This is a genomic window from Stenotrophomonas sp. ATCM1_4 (assembly GCF_004348115.1).
In the GTDB taxonomy this organism is placed as follows: Bacteria; Pseudomonadota; Gammaproteobacteria; order Xanthomonadales; family Xanthomonadaceae; genus Stenotrophomonas; species Stenotrophomonas capsici.
In genome coordinates, this window is record NZ_QPFB01000001.1 from 222,439 (window position 1) to 239,305 (window position 16,867).

Here is a 16,867-nt window from a genome sequence, read left to right on the forward strand (position 1 = left end):
GTGGTGTAGCTGGCGGAATCATTGGGTTCTACGCTGGCAACCCAGTAATGGGTGCACAGATCGGATTCTCGATTGGTTCTGCCATTGGCGGATATGTTGACCCCGTACAGGTGAAAGGCCCGCGTCTCACCGACGCAATGAGCCAGACTTCGACGGTCGGCGGCGTAATCCCATTCGGATACGGGCGATACGTGACAGGCGGAAACATCATCTGGTGCGACCGCCTGATTGAGCACGTCAAGCGCCAGCGGCAAGGAAAGGGCGCAAGTTCGAAGACCACGACCTACACGTACACCCGCAGCTATGCGGTCGGAGTCTGCCAAGGCGAGATCTTCGGCTTCCACTGGATCAAGCGGAACGGGAAGAAGGTCTACACGTCCGATCCAGCCGCCACCGCCGAGGAGAAGGCTTACAGCGCCAAGTGGCTGGGGAAGGTCACCCTCTATCGTGGCGGCGAGTCGCAAATGCCCGACTCAACCATCGTGGCGGTAGAGGGGGCCGGGAATGTCTCTCCGTTCCGTGGGCTTGCGTACATCGTTGTCGAGAACGACGACCTCACGGACCTGTCGGGCGCTGTTCCGCAGTATGAGTTTTGCGTCATTGCTACGCCGCCAGAGGCCTATCTAACGAGCAAGCCATACCCGCAACTTACCGGCGAATCGCAGTCGTATGAAGTGAGTCCGCTTGGAATGTCGCTGCGGTCGATGGTTGTTGATGGAGGAGCCTACAGTGAGGCTTCAAGCTATGAGGTTACTCCTGGCGAGATCAAGCTGAAGGATAGCTATAACGCCACGTACATGGATGACGAAGTGGTCGCCGTGAACGCCGCGCCACATGAGCTGGTGTTGGTGCGCGTCTTGGTATCCATTGATGCAGGTCAAAGTGAGTCGGTTGGCGTGCATGCAGATCCGCAGTTGATAGAGCTGAAGTCGGCGCTGGTAACCATCGCTGGACTTGCGAATGAATCGACAACTGTCAGAGTAGAACCCATAGGAATATCGCTAACATGAACTCACCGATCGCACTACTGAAGCTCGCCGTATCAAGCAAGTACAAGCTCATCGCCAGAAGGATGGATGAGGCAGTGTCTGCGGAGAGCGGATGGAGCGACAACATAATCACGACGCATGGAGATAATCAGTTCTTTGCGCTGATGGGCGGAAGTCTTTCCGCCTATGGCCCGGTTCGCCCAAAGATCGTCGTTGGTACTGGTTCGTCGGCGCCGGTCAAGGGCGACACTGCCCTCGCTGCGTTCCGCGCTGGCGCTGCCTGGGACACTGTTCAATCCGGGGCCGACAGCACAAGCACAATTTCCTACGACGACGATTACGTCTACTGCGAAATCTCGATGCGTCAGCGACTCCCTCAAGGAGCCGCTTCGGGGAACATCTCAGAAGTTGGCTGCGTATGGGACACGAATGTGGCCGCTCCAACTGCCGCGTCGCTGCTGTCATCGCGGGCCCTTGTAAGGGATTCGGGCGGAAATCCGACGAGTGTTCCGGTTCTGCCAGATGAGTTCCTTGACGTGATCTGGAGGCTTCGCGTTGCATTCCCGCGCAAGGTTGCCTCCACTGTCCCGCGAAACATCAAGGGCGTAGTTGGAAACTCCAATTGCGTAGTGAAGGCGGCCGCAATGACGACCCAGGCGCGCAATGGAGATGGATTCTCACTCACCTCCACGCCGAACGCGATTGGTGGTTCGGACGGAATAGGGTTCCCTACGAACGGCCCTGCAACGCCTTACAAGTCGGCAGGAGAGCCGGACAACTCAGCAGCCACGCCTCCTGCTGGAAGCACCGCTGGCAGCAATGCAAGCTCTTCCACTCTCGCTAACTACACGACTGGAAGCCTCTATCGAGATATGACCTTCACTTGGGGGCTGAGCGCCGGAAACATCGCTGACATCAATTGCTTCAAGGTGAACTTCGGCCTCGGCACGTTGTGGCTGTACCTCACCGATGGGTACAAGTTCACCAAAACCAATCAGGACCAGATGTCAATCACGATAAGGTTCACATTCTAATGATCCCTGGAAACCTGCTTTCAACCAATGCAGTGATCAGCGGGTTCTCGTTCCCGGTAAAAGGCCCGTCGTCGGAAGACAAGGCGATTGCGTATGAGCTGGGAGGGGTTGCGTTGAATGACCCCTCCCAAGGGCTCGCGGTGAAGCTCTGGACGGCCAGGCTTGAGATCGACAAGGAGACTGGCGTTGGGAGCGTCTACGTTCAGGCCACCGCCGTGGTCAAGACGCTTCTCTTCTCAGGCATGGGGATCGATGAGATCGATGTCTGCTTTGACCAGAATATGAATCCGTTCGTTGCTTACATGCAGAACGGGCAAGGCAGGTTCTATTGGTACAACCCGGTGATCGGGGGTATGGATCACACTGACCTGCCGGCAGGATGCTATGACCTTCGGTGCAGCCTTGACGAGAAGCGGCCTTTCAACATCGCCGAGTCTGACATCGTTCTGAGCTACATCCGGGCGGGCAATCTCTGCATGCGCTACCAGCGAGATAGGTTCACGGTTGAGTACGTGCTTCGTGACGACCTTGGGCCTTCCGTGCGGCTGGTGAGCATGGCGATGAATCGCGGTTCGCGTATGCAGTGGAGGTTGCGGAACTACCGCAGGACGGATGACCCTGGCGCGCTCCAGGCAGCTGACCCGTTCGTTGCGGACGTGATCGATGACCTCTATCGAAGGTCGGGTGTCTCGGTTCAAAGCATCGACACGAGCGGGTTGTTTGGCACGACCACTGAGGGTTTCAAGGTCGCAAGCGAGGGCGGGGCGGACGTGATGGTCCAGTCCTTGCAGGCGGCGTTCTTCTTCGACCCGGCCGAGTCGGACAAGAAGCTCAGGGCAGTCCTGCGTGGGGGTGATCCGGCGCTGTACATCGGCAGCGATGCCCTAGTGGCGCGTGACGATGATGCGCTCACTATCGACCGCGTTCAGGAGGCGGAGCTGCTGCGCAAGGTGAACGTGACGATGGTGGATAGCTCCATCGACTACACGACCAACAAGCAGACGGCAGAGCGGCGCAGCACGACCGTTAACGCGAAGGCTGAATCCTCGATTGAGATCCCGCTTACCGCATCGCCAGATTTCCACGCCACTGTCGCCATGCGGCGGCTCAACGTTGCGTGGGGCGAAATGGAGACGTACGAATTTGAGCTGCCCATCGCGTACAGCGCGTTGGTCCCTACGGATGTGATCGTCCTCACCGACAAGCGCGGCAAGGCGCACCGGATGCGCATCATGGAGATCGAGGAGGACGGAGGAACGCTCATCGTCAAGGCGTCCAAGGATTCCCCATGGATCTACGACGCCAACGCGGTGGGCGTGAGGGCGGAACCGCCTACGTCCACTACCCCGGGGCTTGTCGGCGACACCATTGTGGCAGTTCTGGATATTCCGGTGCTGCGTGACCAGGACGATGAGCTGGGCTACTACGTCGGCGCGCGTGGCACTGGTCGGGGCTGGCGCGGGGCGGAAATCCAGATGAGCACGGATGGGGGCGTGAGCGTTGGACAGTCCCTTCAGGTGGACGTGCCGGCAGTCATCGGTGTGACCGCTTCGGACCTGCTGCAGGAAGTGGGCTCCGAGTACCTGTCGCAACAGCGTCTCACTGTCGTTGTTCCTGAGCAACTGGAGTCCATCGACTACGAGCAGTTGCTGCGCTACGGGAACAAAGCGGCAATCCGGCGCGCAGATGGCAGCTGGGAGGTTCTGCAATTCCAGACTTCAACCCAGCTCAGCGAATCCACGTTTGAGCTGTCGGGGCTGGTTCGCGGAAGGTACGCCACTGCGCCGCTCGCCGTGCCTGCGGGCTCGATGTTCGTCCTGGTCGATGACTCCCTCGTGTTCGTGCAAGTTCAGCAGTGGATGACCGGAACGACGATCTCCTATCGCGGCGTGAGCTACGGTCAGGACAGCGATGAGGCCGATTGGTCATCCTTCGCCGTCGATGAGCCGCAGAGCCAGCAGGAGTGGCCTGTTCACTACGTCAGGGCCGTGAGGAACGGTTCGAACGCCGTAACCGTCAGCTGGATTGGCCGTGGCCGGCTCGGCGTCGAAACCGCCCCGCGTCAAAGCAAGTATTTCGCCGGCTACCGGGTGACCTATAGCGACGGCTTCACGGCCGACGTGACCAGTACAACCCACACCCGCGCCAGCACGCCAAGCGGCGTGACGGTCACCGTGGCCGCCATCAACACCATTACCGGGCCAGGCCCGGCAAGCGAGGCTATCCCAACATGAGTACCCCGAACCTTGGGCTTGAGCTTGTCCCGTCCAACTCCCTGCAGCCCTCCGTCCCGATTAACGACACGCTGCAGGCGATCGATGCCCTCCTGCAGCTGGCGGTGGTCGATAAAGACCTGGCGGCGCCGCCTACAACAGTGGAATCCGATTCCGGTAAGCGGTGGATCATTGGTCCAGCCGCTACGGGGGCATGGACGGGGAAGTCCGGCCAGGTTGCCCTCTGCACCGGGGCGACCCTGTGGCGCTTCCTGGAGCCGCGCGATGGCTGGGAGGCGGTTGTTCTCGATGAGGGGGCGCTTGGCACCCGGTATCGGTACATCGGCGGGGCCTGGTCAGCCGTGTGAAAGTTGAGGGAGTGGGCGGGCTAGCCTACCATCGCATTTCACCAATGGATTGATGGGGGCGGTATGCGTATTGGATTGGCGTTGGCGGCAATGCTGGCGGTCAGCGGGTGCACGACCATGCAGTACACCGCCAATGCGCCTGCCGGTGCTGTTGATGATGGAGTCCGCGTTCTTTATCAGTACCCCGAGGGCGAGAAGTACCAGAATCTTGGGTTGATTGACTTCGACTTCTACAAGCCTGGATGGCGTGAGCCCACTGTGACCGATGCGCTGCCCGACCTGAAAGCAAAGGTTCGCTCTGTTGGTGGGAACGCACTGATCGTCAGAAATCAGCGCGTGGGTCACCTCAACAATCGGTCCATGAACATTTCTGCAGAAGTTCTGAAGGTGGACTGGGCCGCACAGCCATAGTCATCCGGATCGCACGGTTACACCTTACCGTGCAGCGATGCCTCGGGCTGCACGCCCATGTGGACGAGCCATGCGGCGATCATTTCGATGATCGCGCTGTCGTCCTCTGGGTAGCTGTCGATCAGCCGGGCTTCGACCGCGTCGCAGATGTCCCAGAACGCCGGTGTGTCGCCATGCTCCTGGAAGGCGTGGGCCAGTTCTCCGTACGCCAGCTCATAGTCACCGCGGCGGCTACTCATGGGCGGCTCCGGTTTCGACCATGCCGGCGTCCCGGATGATCGCCTCCACACGGTCGTGAAAGTGCGCGAGATCGGCCGCATCGACCTCCTGCTCCAGCGCCTCGGCCTCGCCGGCCAGCTCCTCGGCCTGGTCTCCGGGCGGGCTGGACTTTGCGATAACGGCCGCGCGGGCCTTCAGGCCCTCCAGGGCTGCGTCGAGTTCGGGGCGGGAAAGCTTGGTGTTCATGCACAGATCCTAGGCCCCGCGGGCGTTATGCTCGGGTCAAAGGAGATGACCCATGTGTTATTCCGCTCAGATCGAAGCCGACTACATGAGGCTGCTGCGGGCCTTTGGCCCTGTGCTGTCGCTCGAAGAGTTCACGCGGCTCTGGCTGCGGGACGCCGGCAAGGAGAGGCGTCGCATCCCCAAAGCGCTTGTCGACCAGGTCGGGCCGCTGCTTCCGGCGACCGCCCAGGCCACCTTCGCGGCCGCCGCGGCCGGCGACGAGGCGGCCTGGCAGGAGGAGCTGTTCAAGCAAAGCCGGCGGGTCGCCGACGCTGAGCGCAAGCTCGCGCTGAAGTTCACGAAGACCGCCGAGAAGGACCTCACTATCGGCCGGCGGAAGGTTGACCAGCTCAAGGGCTGGCTGGGGGACCTGCATCGACAGAAGTTGGCGTCCCGGGACTGGCGCTTTTTCCCGCAGTGGTGGGCACCGGTGCTCGTCCGGGAGGGCGATGGCTACGCAATCAAGCCGATGCGATACCAGCTTCGGAAGCCGGGGATGCCGGCCAGCTCAGACTATGTCGGTACGGGCGTCAGTCGCCGGATGTCGGGGACGTACAACGCGCGCCGCGACAACCTCGAGCGCTACTGGCACAAGCAGTTCGGCCACAAGCATGGCGTGATTGTCGCCTCCCGGTTCTACGAGAACGTGGAAGGCCCCGACGGGACCTCGCAGCGGCTGGAGTTCACGCCGCGGACGGGCGAGCCGCTGCTTGTCGCGTGCCTCTGGGACCTGTGGACGGACCCGACGGGCCAGGAGTCGGACATGCTCTGCTTTGCGGCGATCACTGACGAGCCGGAGCCTGAAGTTCTGGCCGCGGGCCATGACCGCACGGTGATCAATCTGAAGCCTGAGCATCTCGAGGCCTGGCTCAACCCGGACCCGGCAGACCGGGCTGCGCTGTACGCGATCTTCGACGACAAGAGGCACCCGTTCTACGAGCACAAGATCGCAGCCTGATCCCAGCGGGTGAGACGGCTCTGCATATCCTCTCCGGCCATGACCACCTACACCCGACACCCCGACCTGGCCCCCGAGTTCGTCTGGGGGCCACGCACCAGCTTCGACACCCTGCCGACGGCGCTGACGCTGCACGGGGAAATCCTCGTGTCGATGCTCGACGGCGTGCACGGCCAGTGGACGGCCAGGTTGCACCTGGAGGACGGGCTCCACGCCCCGCTGATCTTGCGCAGCTGCACGGACTTCAACTCAGGCCGGCATGGCGCCGAGCGGTGGGTGCTGCGGCACGAGGCTGAGCTTCGGGCAAAGGTCGCGCGGAAGCTGGAGTGGATTCAGGAGCACGTGGCCCAGCATCCAGCGAGCAGGGGCGCAGGTGGCGCGCCGCTGGGCAGGTAGGAGGAATGCCGCCCCGGTTGAAGTCCCTTTCACCGGCGGGCGGCGGGCCGCAACCGGACCATCATCAACATGAGGCCTATGCTCCCTTCTTTCGATTGGCTATCGGCGCCCACGCGAATCGATAAGTAGTTCGAGAGTGGATAGTTTGACGTGCTCCGGGTAATCCAGAAGGACGCATTGCGCTACTTTGATATTATCCCGAGAAACAACAGGGGGAGGTCAAGATGGGGGCAATGATATTCCATGAGTTCGAAAGGGGCTTCTGCCTAACCGAGGAGGGGTTGCGCAGAATTCAGGCGATCATCAAGGAGCGGATTCCGCGCGATTGCATTGTCACGTATGTAGTTACGCGCGGTGACGCTTTTACGTACAGAACGAAAGAGATTGACGACGTACTCGATGAGGTAAATGATGCGACCCGGCAGGTGGTCGCACTAGAGGTCGAGGCTCAACCCGAACGCGTTGATCGAGAGGAGGGGGGCGCCGGGGAAGTAAGTTTCCGCCTCATGCTCGTATTTCGATCAGCTCGGACGAGCGCCTCCTACTGGGAGCATGCTGGCTGCACGCTGGAAATTCAGGGTGCGGATCGTGATGCGGCCTACCTGATGCTGAGTGAGCTAAAGAACTACATCTCAAGCGATGTTGCCAACCTAAGGCGATTTGACAAATCAAACGTAGAGCTTTTTGCCGCAATCATCGCGCTGGTCCTGCTTCTTACCGGTGTCGCTGTATATATTCTCAAGCCAGAGTTCGGCGCGCATGTGTTGGCCGGTGCGGCGCAAGAAGCACTTAAGTCCACCGATATTTCAGAAAAGCTGAACTATCTTATTTCCGTCGAGGCAAAGCGAAGGTCACTTTCGGGTCTAGCTGTTGTTTGTGTCCTGGCTGGGGTAGTTGCCTTTGGATCATCAGCTGTAGTATCGAAGACTCTCGGTCGGTTCTTTCCTACCGACATTTTTGCTTGGGGGAAGCGCAAGCAGAAGTATGACAGTGACGTGGAACTGCGGGGCAAGCTCTTCTGGGGCCTGGCAGTAGCTTTCGCCGTAAGCATCGTGGCCGGTGTAGTTGTGTGGAGAATTACCATCTGAGGACATCGTCGAAGGTCCTCGGCTTCCCAATCGCCAGTCCAACGCGGTGAGAAGGCCCTCCATATCCTCTCCGGCCATGAACGAGTACCGCCGCCACCCTGACCTGGGCCCCGAGTTCGTCTGGGGGCCACGCACCAGTTTCGACACCCTGCCGACGGCCCTCACGCTGAACGGGGAAATCCTCGTGTCGATGCTCGACGGCGTGCGCGGCCAGTGGACCGCCCGCCTGCACCTGGAGGACGGCATCCACGCACCTCTGATCCTGCGCCGCTGCACGGACTTCAACTCAGGCCGGCATGGTGCCGAGCGGTGGGTGCTGCGGCACGAGGCCGAGCTGCGCGAGAAGGTCGCCCGGAAGCTGGAGTGGATTCAAGAGCACGTGGCCCAGCATCCGGCGAGTAGAGGCGCAGGCGGCGTGCCGCTGGGTAGGTAGGAAGTCGGAGGTTGCCGCCCCGGATGAAGTCCCTTTCACCGGTGGGCGGCGGGCCACGGCCGGATCTTGGGAGCGTCGTGGCGACGCCGGATTCTACCCATCGATCTTTAGCTGACAAGTCAGCCCATGAGCAGGTGTCAATCTCACTGGTGGTCGGTTCATGGCGGGAGGGTGACTACCCCCGTTCTGCGCCCACCGGTACGCGGCTTTGCCCATATCGCGCTGTCCCGGTTGGCCCTTGCCAAGACTGCCAACTGGATGGCATAGGTAGCCAGAGTGGTTGGCGATCTGCGCCTGCCTTCAGGTCTACATTACGCGGAAAGGGTATGATATAGGGTCGGCTCAGAAGGCCGGCGTTCCCCCTGCACACTGGACGTTTGGGTGAGGAATCTATGTTTTATGAATCCCCGCAGCAGCCTGAGATGAACCAAGTCTCCGACTTTTCCATCTTTTCAGCCCCCCCCATAGAGCTCCGTCGAGAGATGGCCGCTTACGAGTCACTGTGGCTGGGGCAGGGAGCTTGGTTCAAGAACATCGCCCAGCTTTTCGCCGACAACCCTGGCCGCGTGCCTTCTGAGTTGGTTTCCCGGCTTGAAGTGCGCGATACGTGGAAGCGACTCCTAGAAGAGGTTGGCGCCGACCGCTTGAAGGAGGTTGGCGTTCGAGTTCATGGCGCTGGGGAGTATCCGGCGAAGCTGCGAGAGGCGGACCACCCGATCGAGCTTCTGTATTACCGGGGTAATTGGGAGTTGGTCGATACGCGGAGTGTTGCCGTAGTTGGCACGCGGAATCCGTCACCCGAGGGAGCCGCCAACGCTCGTCGGATTGCGCAGGCATTGGTTCGACATAATTTTACCGTGGTTTCCGGCTTGGCGCGTGGAATCGACTCTGCTGCGCATGTGGGTGCGCTAGAGGCTGGAGGTCGAACTATCGCTGTGATCGGTACGCCGTTGTTTGATTACTACCCACGCGAGAATGCTGCCTTGCAAGAGTCTTTGGCGCAGGATCACCTGATAATTTCGCAGGTTCCTTTCCTGCGGTATCGGCAACAGCATTACAAGGCAAATAGCCTGTTTTTCCCGGCAAGAAACGTCACGATGTCGGCTTTGACGGAGGCAACGGTTATTGTGGAGGCGGGTAATACTTCGGGAACTCTGGTTCAAGCCAGGGCTGCGTTGGCGCAGGGTAGGAAGCTGTTCATTCTGGACAGTTGTTTCCGTCGAGGCGATCTGAGCTGGCCCAAGAAGTACGAGGCGCAAGGGGCCATTCGCGTCCGAAATGTCACCGAGATCATGGAAGCTCTGGGTAGTCATGCGCCTTCAGATTCTTGAGCCTCGGGACTACACGTATCTGGAAGCGGGTGATTCGTGCTGGCACTACGGCGAATACACCAGCGACGGCGGGTATCAGGCAAGTGATACCAATCAGAAGATACTCAACCTAAAGAAGAAGCCGACCGTCAGTGAGGCGCAGCTCTACTACAAGAATCAAGCGATTGATTATTGGGGCAGAACGCTGGCGGGGGTGATCGATCTGCCTCGGACGATTGGCACGTCTACGTTCGTTCCTATGCCAGGATCGAAGCCAACGGGGCATGCTGACTACGATGATCGAATGCTGCGTGTGCTGAGGCGAATGGTGTTGGGATGCCCCGAGGTTGACGTTCGGCCGCTTTTGATTCAAACGGAAGAGCGAGAGGCGCAGCATCACGGTCATCGTCTGACACCGGATGAGCTGTGCGAAACACTTGCCGTCGATCACGGGCTCCTGGATCGTCCACTTGCAAGGAACGTAGTGGTGGTTGATGACGTCATCACTTTGGGTGCTTCCTTCGCTGCAGCCAAGCGCATGCTCGCCGACCTGCCACGCGTCGAGCACGTGAGGGGAGTTTTCCTTGCCAAGGCTGTCCGGCCACCCCCGGCAATCCCGATGTTGACGCCGGAGCAGATTCGCGAATTGCTCGCCGACATTCGAAGGCCGTAGCTGTTCCTGATAATCCGAGTGTCTAGACGGCTTTGGCTATCCTATCCGGCCGTGGCGGACGACCCGCACAACCTTCACCTAAGCCCCGAGTTCGGCTGGGTGCGCCACAGCCGCCTTGGGGATAAGATCTTGTTTTGATCGCAATCGGTAGTGGCTATGTCCCAGCGTCAAGAGCAGTTGGCTGAAGAGCGTGTTGAGAAGGCAAGGTCTGCGGTTTGGGACGCCCAGCAGCGGGTGAATCAGCTGGAGAGGGAGCTAGAAAGTGCCAAGCGGGCCCTTGCTAGCGCCCAGGCGGAGGAACGCCGTGCGATGAGCTCCAGTAGCTATTAGCCGGCAATGTGGGGGGAGGCTGCGCTCATGGGGATCTTCTACCTGATCCTGTGCAGCGACTCTGGGCGCAGATTCGTATAGCGCTTCAATGAGTGCCAATCGCGGTGGCCGGTGACGATGGCTACCTCCTGAATCTGATAGCCCTGCTCGAACAGGCGCGATGTCCCCTCGTGGCGCAGGTCGTGGAACCGCAAATCCTCGATGCCAAGGCGAAGGCATGCGCGCCCCAGGGCCGCTGTGACGCTGTCCCCCTTGTAGGGGAAGACCAGCCCCTTGCGGCCCGTGGCATCCGCTTGGCGCTCGATGATCTCCGCTGACTTTCCAAGGAGCGGAACCCACTGGTCGTTGCCATCCTTGATCTTTGGGTCTTTACGGTCGCGGATGAGGATCATCGGCTTGTCGCCGGGGCGGTAGTCCTCCCAGGTGATCCGCAGGATCTCGCCCTGCCGCATGGCGGTTTCGATGGCGAACGACACGATGTTCCAGACTGGGATCATTCCCTTGCGGTTGTTGTAGCGGAAGAACGTCTCCAGCTCGGTCAGCTCGGCTTCGGTTGGGCGCCGATCCCGCTTCATGGGCTTGGCGATTGATCCCGTGCGCCGCAGTGTTGGGGTTGCCGCCTTCACAACATCGGGGATCGTCATCAACCAGAGCGCGCGGCCCGCGGCCAGCACCTCGCCGAGGAAGCCCAACTCCATCGCCATCGTCGCGGGGCCAGCTTTTCGCGCGCTGAAGTGGTCGAGCACGTCCTGGGGTGTGAGGAGGGAAACCTCCTTGTGCCCGATCGTCTCCTTCCAGCGCGTGAGGTTCCCCCGCTTCGTAGCGGAAACCGGCTTGAAGCCGGCCATCTCCTTGATGTACCGGTCGATCAGATCGGCCAGCGTAACGCTGGCTTCGGGTGCGGTCTTGCCGGCCTTCAGGGCGTCCTCGGTAAGCTTGGCCCAGTCCTCTGCGGCCTTCTTCCCGTTGAAGGTCTTTGAGAGGGTAGGATGCCCCTTCAGGCGCACCAGGGCGCGCCATTTTTTCCCTCGCCGCTGAATCACCGCCATCTTGGTACACCGCCATTTCCTTGGTGCACTGATGGTACATCGCAGCGGGAGCGAGCGGGAAAATCAGGGACTTACAGGGAGTTCTAGACTCTCATTTCCAATCCAGATGCAGCGTATGTCATTGAAATATAAGGTTAACCCCATATCGGTTGCGCCGATGATGGACTGGACGGACCGCCATTGCCGGGTCTTCCACCGCATCCTCGCGCCGGGCGCGCGGCTGTACACCGAGATGGTGCACGCCAATGCGGTGATCCATGGCGACCGCGAGCGGTTGCTCGGCTTTGATCGCTGTGAACACCCGCTGGCGCTGCAGCTGGGGGGCAGCGAGCCAGTCGCGCTGGCCGCGGCGGCCCGGATCGCCGCCGACTGGGGCTATGACGAGATCAACCTCAACTGCGGCTGCCCCTCCGACCGGGTCCAGGCCGGGCGCTTCGGCGCCTGCCTGATGCGTGAGCCGGAGCTGGTCGGCGACTGCGTGGCGGCCATGGTCGCGGGGGTGGACATCCCGGTGACGGTCAAGTGCCGGCTGGGCGTGGATGAGGACAACGAGTACGACCGCTTTGCCGGGTTCGTCGACCGTCAGGTGCAGGCCGGCGCGGCGATGGTGGTGGTGCACGCCCGCAATGCGTGGCTGCAGGGCCTGTCGCCGAAGGAGAACCGGGAGATCCCGCCGCTGCGCTACGACTGGGCCTACCGGCTCAAGCGCGAACGCCCGGACCTGCCGGTGGCGCTCAATGGCGGCATTGCCAGCGTCCAGGCCGCGCAGGCGCATCTGCAGCACGTGGACGGGGTGATGCTGGGCCGTGCCGCCTACCACGACCCCTACGTGCTGCACGCGCTGGAGGCCGCCCAGACCGGTGCCGCGTTGCGCACGCGCGAGGAGCTGCTGCTGCAGATGCGGCCCTACGTGGAGGCTCGGTTGGCCGACGGACTGTCGATCAAGCACATCAGCAAGCACCTGCTGGGCCTGTTCCATGCCCAGCCGGGCGGGCGGGCGTTCCGCCAGGTCCTCAGCGAAGGTGCCCACCGTCCCGGCGCCGATTGGGGCCTGATCGAGCAGGCACTGCAGGTCACCCGCGACCAGGCCGAACGCGTCGCCTGAGGGCGCGTGGCGGGGCAGAAAGGCGGCAATTTGTCCGGTCATTTTGCTGAATGAGCGGCGCCGGAGCAGGCAGGGTTCAGACCGGATTCACTCCCAAAAATCAAGAATTTGCCGTGATTTCGTAGGGGCCGGGAAAAATTTTCAACGTCGCCTTTTACGAATTTTGAACGTTGCCCCGCAGTCCGTTAGGATCGTTCCCATGCATCCGCACTTTCGTCGTCGTCTGCAGATCACCCTCGCCGCCACGTTGACCGTGGCAGGTCCGGGCGTGGTCGCCGCGTCGGCCGAGCCGCCGCCGCGTGCGGAGCCGGCCCGGGCCCAGATGGTGGCCGAGCGTGGGCGTCCGGCCAACGACCGCTCCCTGTCCGACGCCGTGCGTCGGGTACAGCGCGAAACCGGCGGGCGCATTCTCGGTGCCGAGCGCGTGCCGTACGATGGGCGCGACATCAACCGCGTCAAGTACATGGACGACCGCGGTCGGGTCCGTTACATGGACGACCCTTCGCCGTCGCGGGCTGCTCCCCGGCCGCCGCGGTCCGATGACCAGCCACCACGCGGCGATAACTCCTGAACAGCGATAATCGCTACGCGTTCCGCATCAAAATGCCGGCAGGTGCCGGCCCAAGTTACTAGGGAGAGTTCATGCGTATCCTTCTGGTTGAAGACGAAGCCCCGCTGCGGGAAACCCTTGCAGCCCGCCTGAAGCGCGAAGGTTTCGCAGTGGATGCGGCACAGGATGGCGAGGAAGGCCTGTACATGGGCCGCGAAGTGCCGTTCGACGTGGGCATCATCGATCTGGGCCTGCCGAAGATGTCGGGCATGGAGCTGATCAAGGCGCTGCGTGATGAAGGCAAGAAGTTCCCGGTGCTGATCCTGACCGCCCGTTCGAGCTGGCAGGACAAGGTCGAGGGCCTGAAGCAGGGCGCCGACGACTACCTGGTCAAGCCGTTCCATGTCGAAGAGCTGCTGGCCCGCGTCAACGCGCTGCTGCGCCGCGCCGCCGGCTGGTCCAAGCCGACCCTGGAATGCGGCCCGGTCGCGCTGGACCTGGCGGCACAGACCGTCAGCGTCAGCGGCAGCAACGTCGACCTGACCAGCTACGAGTACAAGGTCCTCGAGTACCTGATGATGCATGCCGGTGAACTGGTCTCCAAGGCCGACCTCACCGAGCACATCTACCAGCAGGATTTCGACCGCGACTCGAACGTGCTTGAAGTGTTCATCGGCCGCCTGCGCAAGAAGCTGGATCCGGACGGTGAGCTCAAGCCGATCGAAACCGTGCGTGGCCGCGGTTACCGGTTCGCGATTCCGCGTACCGAGGGCTGAGCCCCTCCCAGGGGCGTTGCGGTATGACGGGCCGTCAGTGGCTATTGAAGCGTTGGCGGCCCCGCTCCCTGCAGGCCCGCCAGCTGTTGGCTGCCTCGGTGGGCCTGGTGGCGTTCCTGGCGCTGGCCGGTTACGCACTGGACGCCATGTTCGCTGACACCGCGCGAGCCAACCTCAGTGAACGCCTGAAGAACTACGCCACCGCCTATGCCGGTGGCGTGGATTTCACCCGCGACGGCTCGTTGTACATCCGCGAGCAGCCGCCGGATCCCCGCTTCGACGTGCCCGGCAACGGCCTGTACCTGCAGGTGGTGATGCCCGGTGGTACCGGCAATTCCATGTCCGCCGAAGGCCCGATGCTGCCTGACGTCAGCGGGCGCATGCTCAAGCCGCGCGAGGAAGTGTTCGAAGGCCCGTTGCCGATGACCCAGATCGACGGCACGCCCGGCGAGGTCTACCGCTATGGCATGGGCCTGGTCTGGGGCGGCGACGGCGGCCCGGAAACCGAATTCCCGTACACCATCTACGTGCTGGAGGACTCACGCGCGCTGGGCAAGCAGCTGCGCGTGTTCCGTGGCGCGGTGTGGTTCTGGCTGGGCGTCACCGGCTTGATCCTGTTGCTGCTGCAGACCCTGGTGCTGCAGTGGAGCCTGCGCCCGCTCAAGCGCGTGATCAATGAGCTGACCAAGGTGCAGCGCGGCGAGCGCGAGCGCATGAGCGAGTTGCACCCGCGCGAGCTGGCGCCGCTGACCGAAAGCATCAACGCCTTCATCGAAAGCGAGCGCGAGAACCTGGAGCGGCAGCGCAACACGCTGGCCGACCTGGCGCATAGCCTGAAGACGCCGCTGGCGGTGCTGCGCACCCAGCTGGACAGCGGTGCCAATGACCCGCAGGAGCTGCGCGAGGAACTGGACGTGCAGCTGCAGCGCATGAACAACCTGGTGTCCTACCAGTTGGCGCGTGCGGCATCGTCCGGTCACAAGCTGTTCTCCGCGCCGGTGCCGATCGAGTCCAACGCCGAGGAGATCGTGCGCGGGCTGGAGAAGGTCTACGCCGCCAAGGGCGTGCTCTGCGAGTTCGAGCTGGAGCCGGGCGTCAGTTTCTACGGCGAGCCGGGCGACCTGCAGGAGCTGCTGGGCAACCTGCTGGAGAACGCCTTCAAGTGGGCCAACCGCCGCGTGATGCTGACCGCACGGCCGATCGCCAGCGGTGGCGGCCGCCGTGCCGGGCTGATGCTGGCGGTGGATGACGACGGCCCGGGCATCGCCGACGAGAACATCGCCAAGGTGCTGCAGCGTGGCGTGCGCGGCGATGAGCGCGTGCAGGGCCATGGCATCGGCCTGTCGATCGTGCAGGACCTGATCAAGGCCTACCGCGGCCAACTGCAGGTGAGCCGCTCCAGCGAACTGGGTGGTGCCCGCTTCGAAGTCACCCTGCCGCCGGGTATCTGAGCACGGCGCAATCGCGGCATCGCGTTGCCGCAGGCAGGCGCGTCAGCCGTGACTTGCGCAGGCTGGGGTGCAATCCCGTCATCACCACGCGATCAATACCGCGCTTGGGCCGCACTGCCCGGCGACGGGCCATACAGACGGCGCAGGTGTGCGGCGACTGCCGGCATCGCCTGCTCCAGGACATCGGGTGCGGAGAAGTGGTACTCGCTGACCACCGCGAAGAACTCTTCCGGGGCTTCGGCCGCGTACGGATCGAGGGTGACCTCCTGCTCCCGGTCCACCTGCGCGCGGAAGTGGTCGTAACACTGCTGGAAATCGTGCGCCCATTGCCGCTGCCATTCGCGTGGCAGCGGCGGGGTGCCGTCAATGGCACCGTCCAGTGCGTCCAGCTTGTGTGCCATTTCATGCACGGCCACGCAGAAACCGGCATGCGGGTCGGCGATATCGGCCTGCACGTCGGCCCAGGACAAGATCAACGGGCCGCTGTCCCATGACTCACCGACCAGCTCGTCGTCCCATTCGTGTACCACGCCCCATTCGTGGCCGTCGTCGATGGCGTCGTCATGGCGGCGGCGTACCCGGAACGCATCGGGGTAGACCACCAGTTCCGACCAGCCGTGCAGGCCTTCGGCACCGAACTCGATCAACGGCAGGCAGCACAACGCGGCCAGCAGCATGCGCTGGCCTTCGTCCAGGACCAGGCCGGCGACCGGCGTGATGGTCTTGTGCTGCAGGAACAACCCGGTCAGGGCGCGCAGCCGTTCCTGCTGGGCGGGCTGCAGGGCATGCAGCCAATGACAACCCCGGCAGGTCTGTTGCCAGAGGGCGTCATCAAGGGGAGCAGGCGTGCGCCGGAACCAGCGCAGCAACGACTGGATCAGCGGAACATCCCGGGCAGCATGCGATGCCAGCGCGGTGCGCGCAGGCGCGGCAGGATGTCGTCGTCACTGCCGCCGCCGGCACTTTGCGTGGCCTTGGCCTTGGCCGGTGGCGTGGTGGCGGCCGGCGCGGTGGTGGCGATGTTCACCGAGGCCGCCGGGACGGCGACACGTTCCACCTCGCTGGGCGCGTAGCTGCAGCCGCCCTGGCCGGCACCGCCGAGCGCATCCGAAGCCTGCGCCGCAACCGGGGCCAGCAGTAGGATCAGGCAATGAGCGAGGTGGCGCATCGTCAACATCCACAGCAGGGTGAGTTCCCGATTCTAGCCTGCTTTCTGGACTGAATTGGGC

Annotated in this window: 20 protein-coding genes; 15 read left to right on the forward strand and 5 right to left on the reverse strand. The window is 62.5% G+C overall.

The window, feature by feature from the left end; genetic code table 11:
• Positions 1-47 precede the first annotated feature (47 nt).
• From ATCM_RS01080 to ATCM_RS01100, 5 genes are all read left to right on the forward strand, one after another.
• Positions 48-1,010 carry a hypothetical protein gene (locus ATCM_RS01080; protein ID WP_132862448.1) on the forward strand — a complete coding sequence of 321 codons (963 nt, stop codon included), beginning with the start codon at positions 48-50 and terminating at the stop codon, positions 1,008-1,010.
• Positions 1,007-2,023 carry a hypothetical protein gene (locus tag ATCM_RS01085; RefSeq protein ID WP_132862449.1) on the forward strand — a complete coding sequence of 339 codons (1,017 nt, stop codon included), beginning with the start codon at positions 1,007-1,009 and terminating at the stop codon, positions 2,021-2,023. Before ATCM_RS01080 ends, ATCM_RS01085 begins: the two co-directional genes overlap by 4 nt.
• Positions 2,023-4,257: a phage tail protein gene (locus tag ATCM_RS01090; RefSeq protein WP_132862450.1), complete on the forward strand. Its 2,235-nt coding sequence runs from the start codon at positions 2,023-2,025 to the stop codon at positions 4,255-4,257. Before ATCM_RS01085 ends, ATCM_RS01090 begins: the two co-directional genes overlap by 1 nt.
• On the forward strand, positions 4,254-4,604 hold the full coding sequence (locus ATCM_RS01095) for a DUF2793 domain-containing protein (RefSeq protein WP_132862451.1): 351 nt from the start codon (positions 4,254-4,256) through the stop codon (positions 4,602-4,604). The genes ATCM_RS01090 and ATCM_RS01095 overlap by 4 nt, the downstream gene beginning before the upstream one ends.
• A gap of 63 nt (positions 4,605-4,667) precedes the next feature.
• A complete protein-coding gene (locus ATCM_RS01100; protein ID WP_132862452.1) occupies positions 4,668-5,015 on the forward strand; it encodes a hypothetical protein in 348 nt (115 codons plus the stop codon).
• 17 nt (positions 5,016-5,032) lie between these two features.
• On the opposite strand, the gene ATCM_RS01105 is transcribed toward ATCM_RS01100, so the two are convergent.
• Together ATCM_RS01105 and ATCM_RS01110 are read right to left on the reverse strand one after the other, a co-directional pair.
• Positions 5,033-5,254, reverse strand: coding sequence for a hypothetical protein (locus ATCM_RS01105; protein ID WP_132862453.1), 222 nt, complete (start codon positions 5,252-5,254; stop codon positions 5,033-5,035).
• Positions 5,247-5,480 carry a hypothetical protein gene (locus ATCM_RS01110; protein ID WP_132862454.1) on the reverse strand — a complete coding sequence of 78 codons (234 nt, stop codon included), beginning with the start codon at positions 5,478-5,480 and terminating at the stop codon, positions 5,247-5,249. Before ATCM_RS01110 ends, ATCM_RS01105 begins: the two co-directional genes overlap by 8 nt.
• 52 nt (positions 5,481-5,532) lie before the next feature.
• Here ATCM_RS01110 and ATCM_RS01115 point away from each other — a divergent pair, with 52 nt between their 5' ends.
• From ATCM_RS01115 to ATCM_RS01140, 6 genes are all read left to right on the forward strand, one after another.
• Positions 5,533-6,477: an SOS response-associated peptidase family protein gene (locus ATCM_RS01115; RefSeq protein WP_132862455.1), complete on the forward strand. Its 945-nt coding sequence runs from the start codon at positions 5,533-5,535 to the stop codon at positions 6,475-6,477.
• Positions 6,478-6,516: 39 nt separating this feature from the next.
• Entirely contained in the window at positions 6,517-6,873 is a 357-nt protein-coding gene (locus tag ATCM_RS01120; protein ID WP_132862456.1) for a hypothetical protein, read from the forward strand.
• Positions 6,874-7,106: 233 nt separating this feature from the next.
• Entirely contained in the window at positions 7,107-7,961 is an 855-nt protein-coding gene (locus ATCM_RS01125; protein WP_132862457.1) for a hypothetical protein, read from the forward strand.
• A 76-nt stretch (positions 7,962-8,037) separates the two neighbouring features.
• Positions 8,038-8,394, forward strand: coding sequence for a hypothetical protein (locus tag ATCM_RS01130; RefSeq protein ID WP_132862458.1), 357 nt, complete (start codon positions 8,038-8,040; stop codon positions 8,392-8,394).
• A gap of 422 nt (positions 8,395-8,816) precedes the next feature.
• Positions 8,817-9,725, forward strand: a complete 909-nt coding sequence (locus ATCM_RS01135; protein WP_132862459.1) for a DNA-processing protein DprA — start codon at positions 8,817-8,819, stop codon at positions 9,723-9,725.
• Positions 9,706-10,377: a phosphoribosyltransferase gene (locus ATCM_RS01140; protein WP_132862460.1), complete on the forward strand. Its 672-nt coding sequence runs from the start codon at positions 9,706-9,708 to the stop codon at positions 10,375-10,377. The genes ATCM_RS01135 and ATCM_RS01140 overlap by 20 nt, the downstream gene beginning before the upstream one ends.
• Positions 10,378-10,745: 368 nt before the next feature.
• Here ATCM_RS01140 and ATCM_RS01145 read toward each other — a convergent pair whose 3' ends face one another.
• Positions 10,746-11,756 carry a site-specific integrase gene (locus ATCM_RS01145; protein WP_132862461.1) on the reverse strand — a complete coding sequence of 337 codons (1,011 nt, stop codon included), beginning with the start codon at positions 11,754-11,756 and terminating at the stop codon, positions 10,746-10,748.
• A gap of 106 nt (positions 11,757-11,862) precedes the next feature.
• Here ATCM_RS01145 and dusA point away from each other — a divergent pair, with 106 nt between their 5' ends.
• The 4 genes from dusA (at position 11,863) to ATCM_RS01165 (ending at position 15,638) form a co-directional block, all read left to right on the forward strand.
• A complete protein-coding gene (gene dusA, locus ATCM_RS01150) occupies positions 11,863-12,861 on the forward strand; it encodes a tRNA dihydrouridine(20/20a) synthase DusA (protein WP_132862462.1) in 999 nt (332 codons plus the stop codon).
• 322 nt (positions 12,862-13,183) lie between these two features.
• Positions 13,184-13,432 (forward strand): hypothetical protein, encoded by a 249-nt coding sequence (locus ATCM_RS01155; protein WP_132866029.1) that lies wholly within the window; start codon positions 13,184-13,186, stop codon positions 13,430-13,432.
• Positions 13,433-13,503: 71 nt separating this feature from the next.
• The gene (locus tag ATCM_RS01160; protein WP_003469280.1) at positions 13,504-14,187 is read left to right on the forward strand and encodes a response regulator transcription factor; all 684 of its coding nucleotides are present in this window, start codon (positions 13,504-13,506) and stop codon (positions 14,185-14,187) included.
• A gap of 23 nt (positions 14,188-14,210) precedes the next feature.
• Positions 14,211-15,638, forward strand: coding sequence for an ATP-binding protein (locus ATCM_RS01165; protein ID WP_132862463.1), 1,428 nt, complete (start codon positions 14,211-14,213; stop codon positions 15,636-15,638).
• Positions 15,639-15,730: 92 nt separating this feature from the next.
• Here the strand turns inward: ATCM_RS01165 and ATCM_RS01170 are convergent, their stop codons facing one another.
• Together ATCM_RS01170 and ATCM_RS01175 are read right to left on the reverse strand one after the other, a co-directional pair.
• Positions 15,731-16,507 (reverse strand): M90 family metallopeptidase, encoded by a 777-nt coding sequence (locus ATCM_RS01170; protein WP_132862464.1) that lies wholly within the window; start codon positions 16,505-16,507, stop codon positions 15,731-15,733.
• Positions 16,508-16,515: 8 nt separating this feature from the next.
• A complete protein-coding gene (locus tag ATCM_RS01175) occupies positions 16,516-16,806 on the reverse strand; it encodes a hypothetical protein (protein ID WP_132862465.1) in 291 nt (96 codons plus the stop codon).
• Positions 16,807-16,867: the final 61 nt, after the last annotated feature.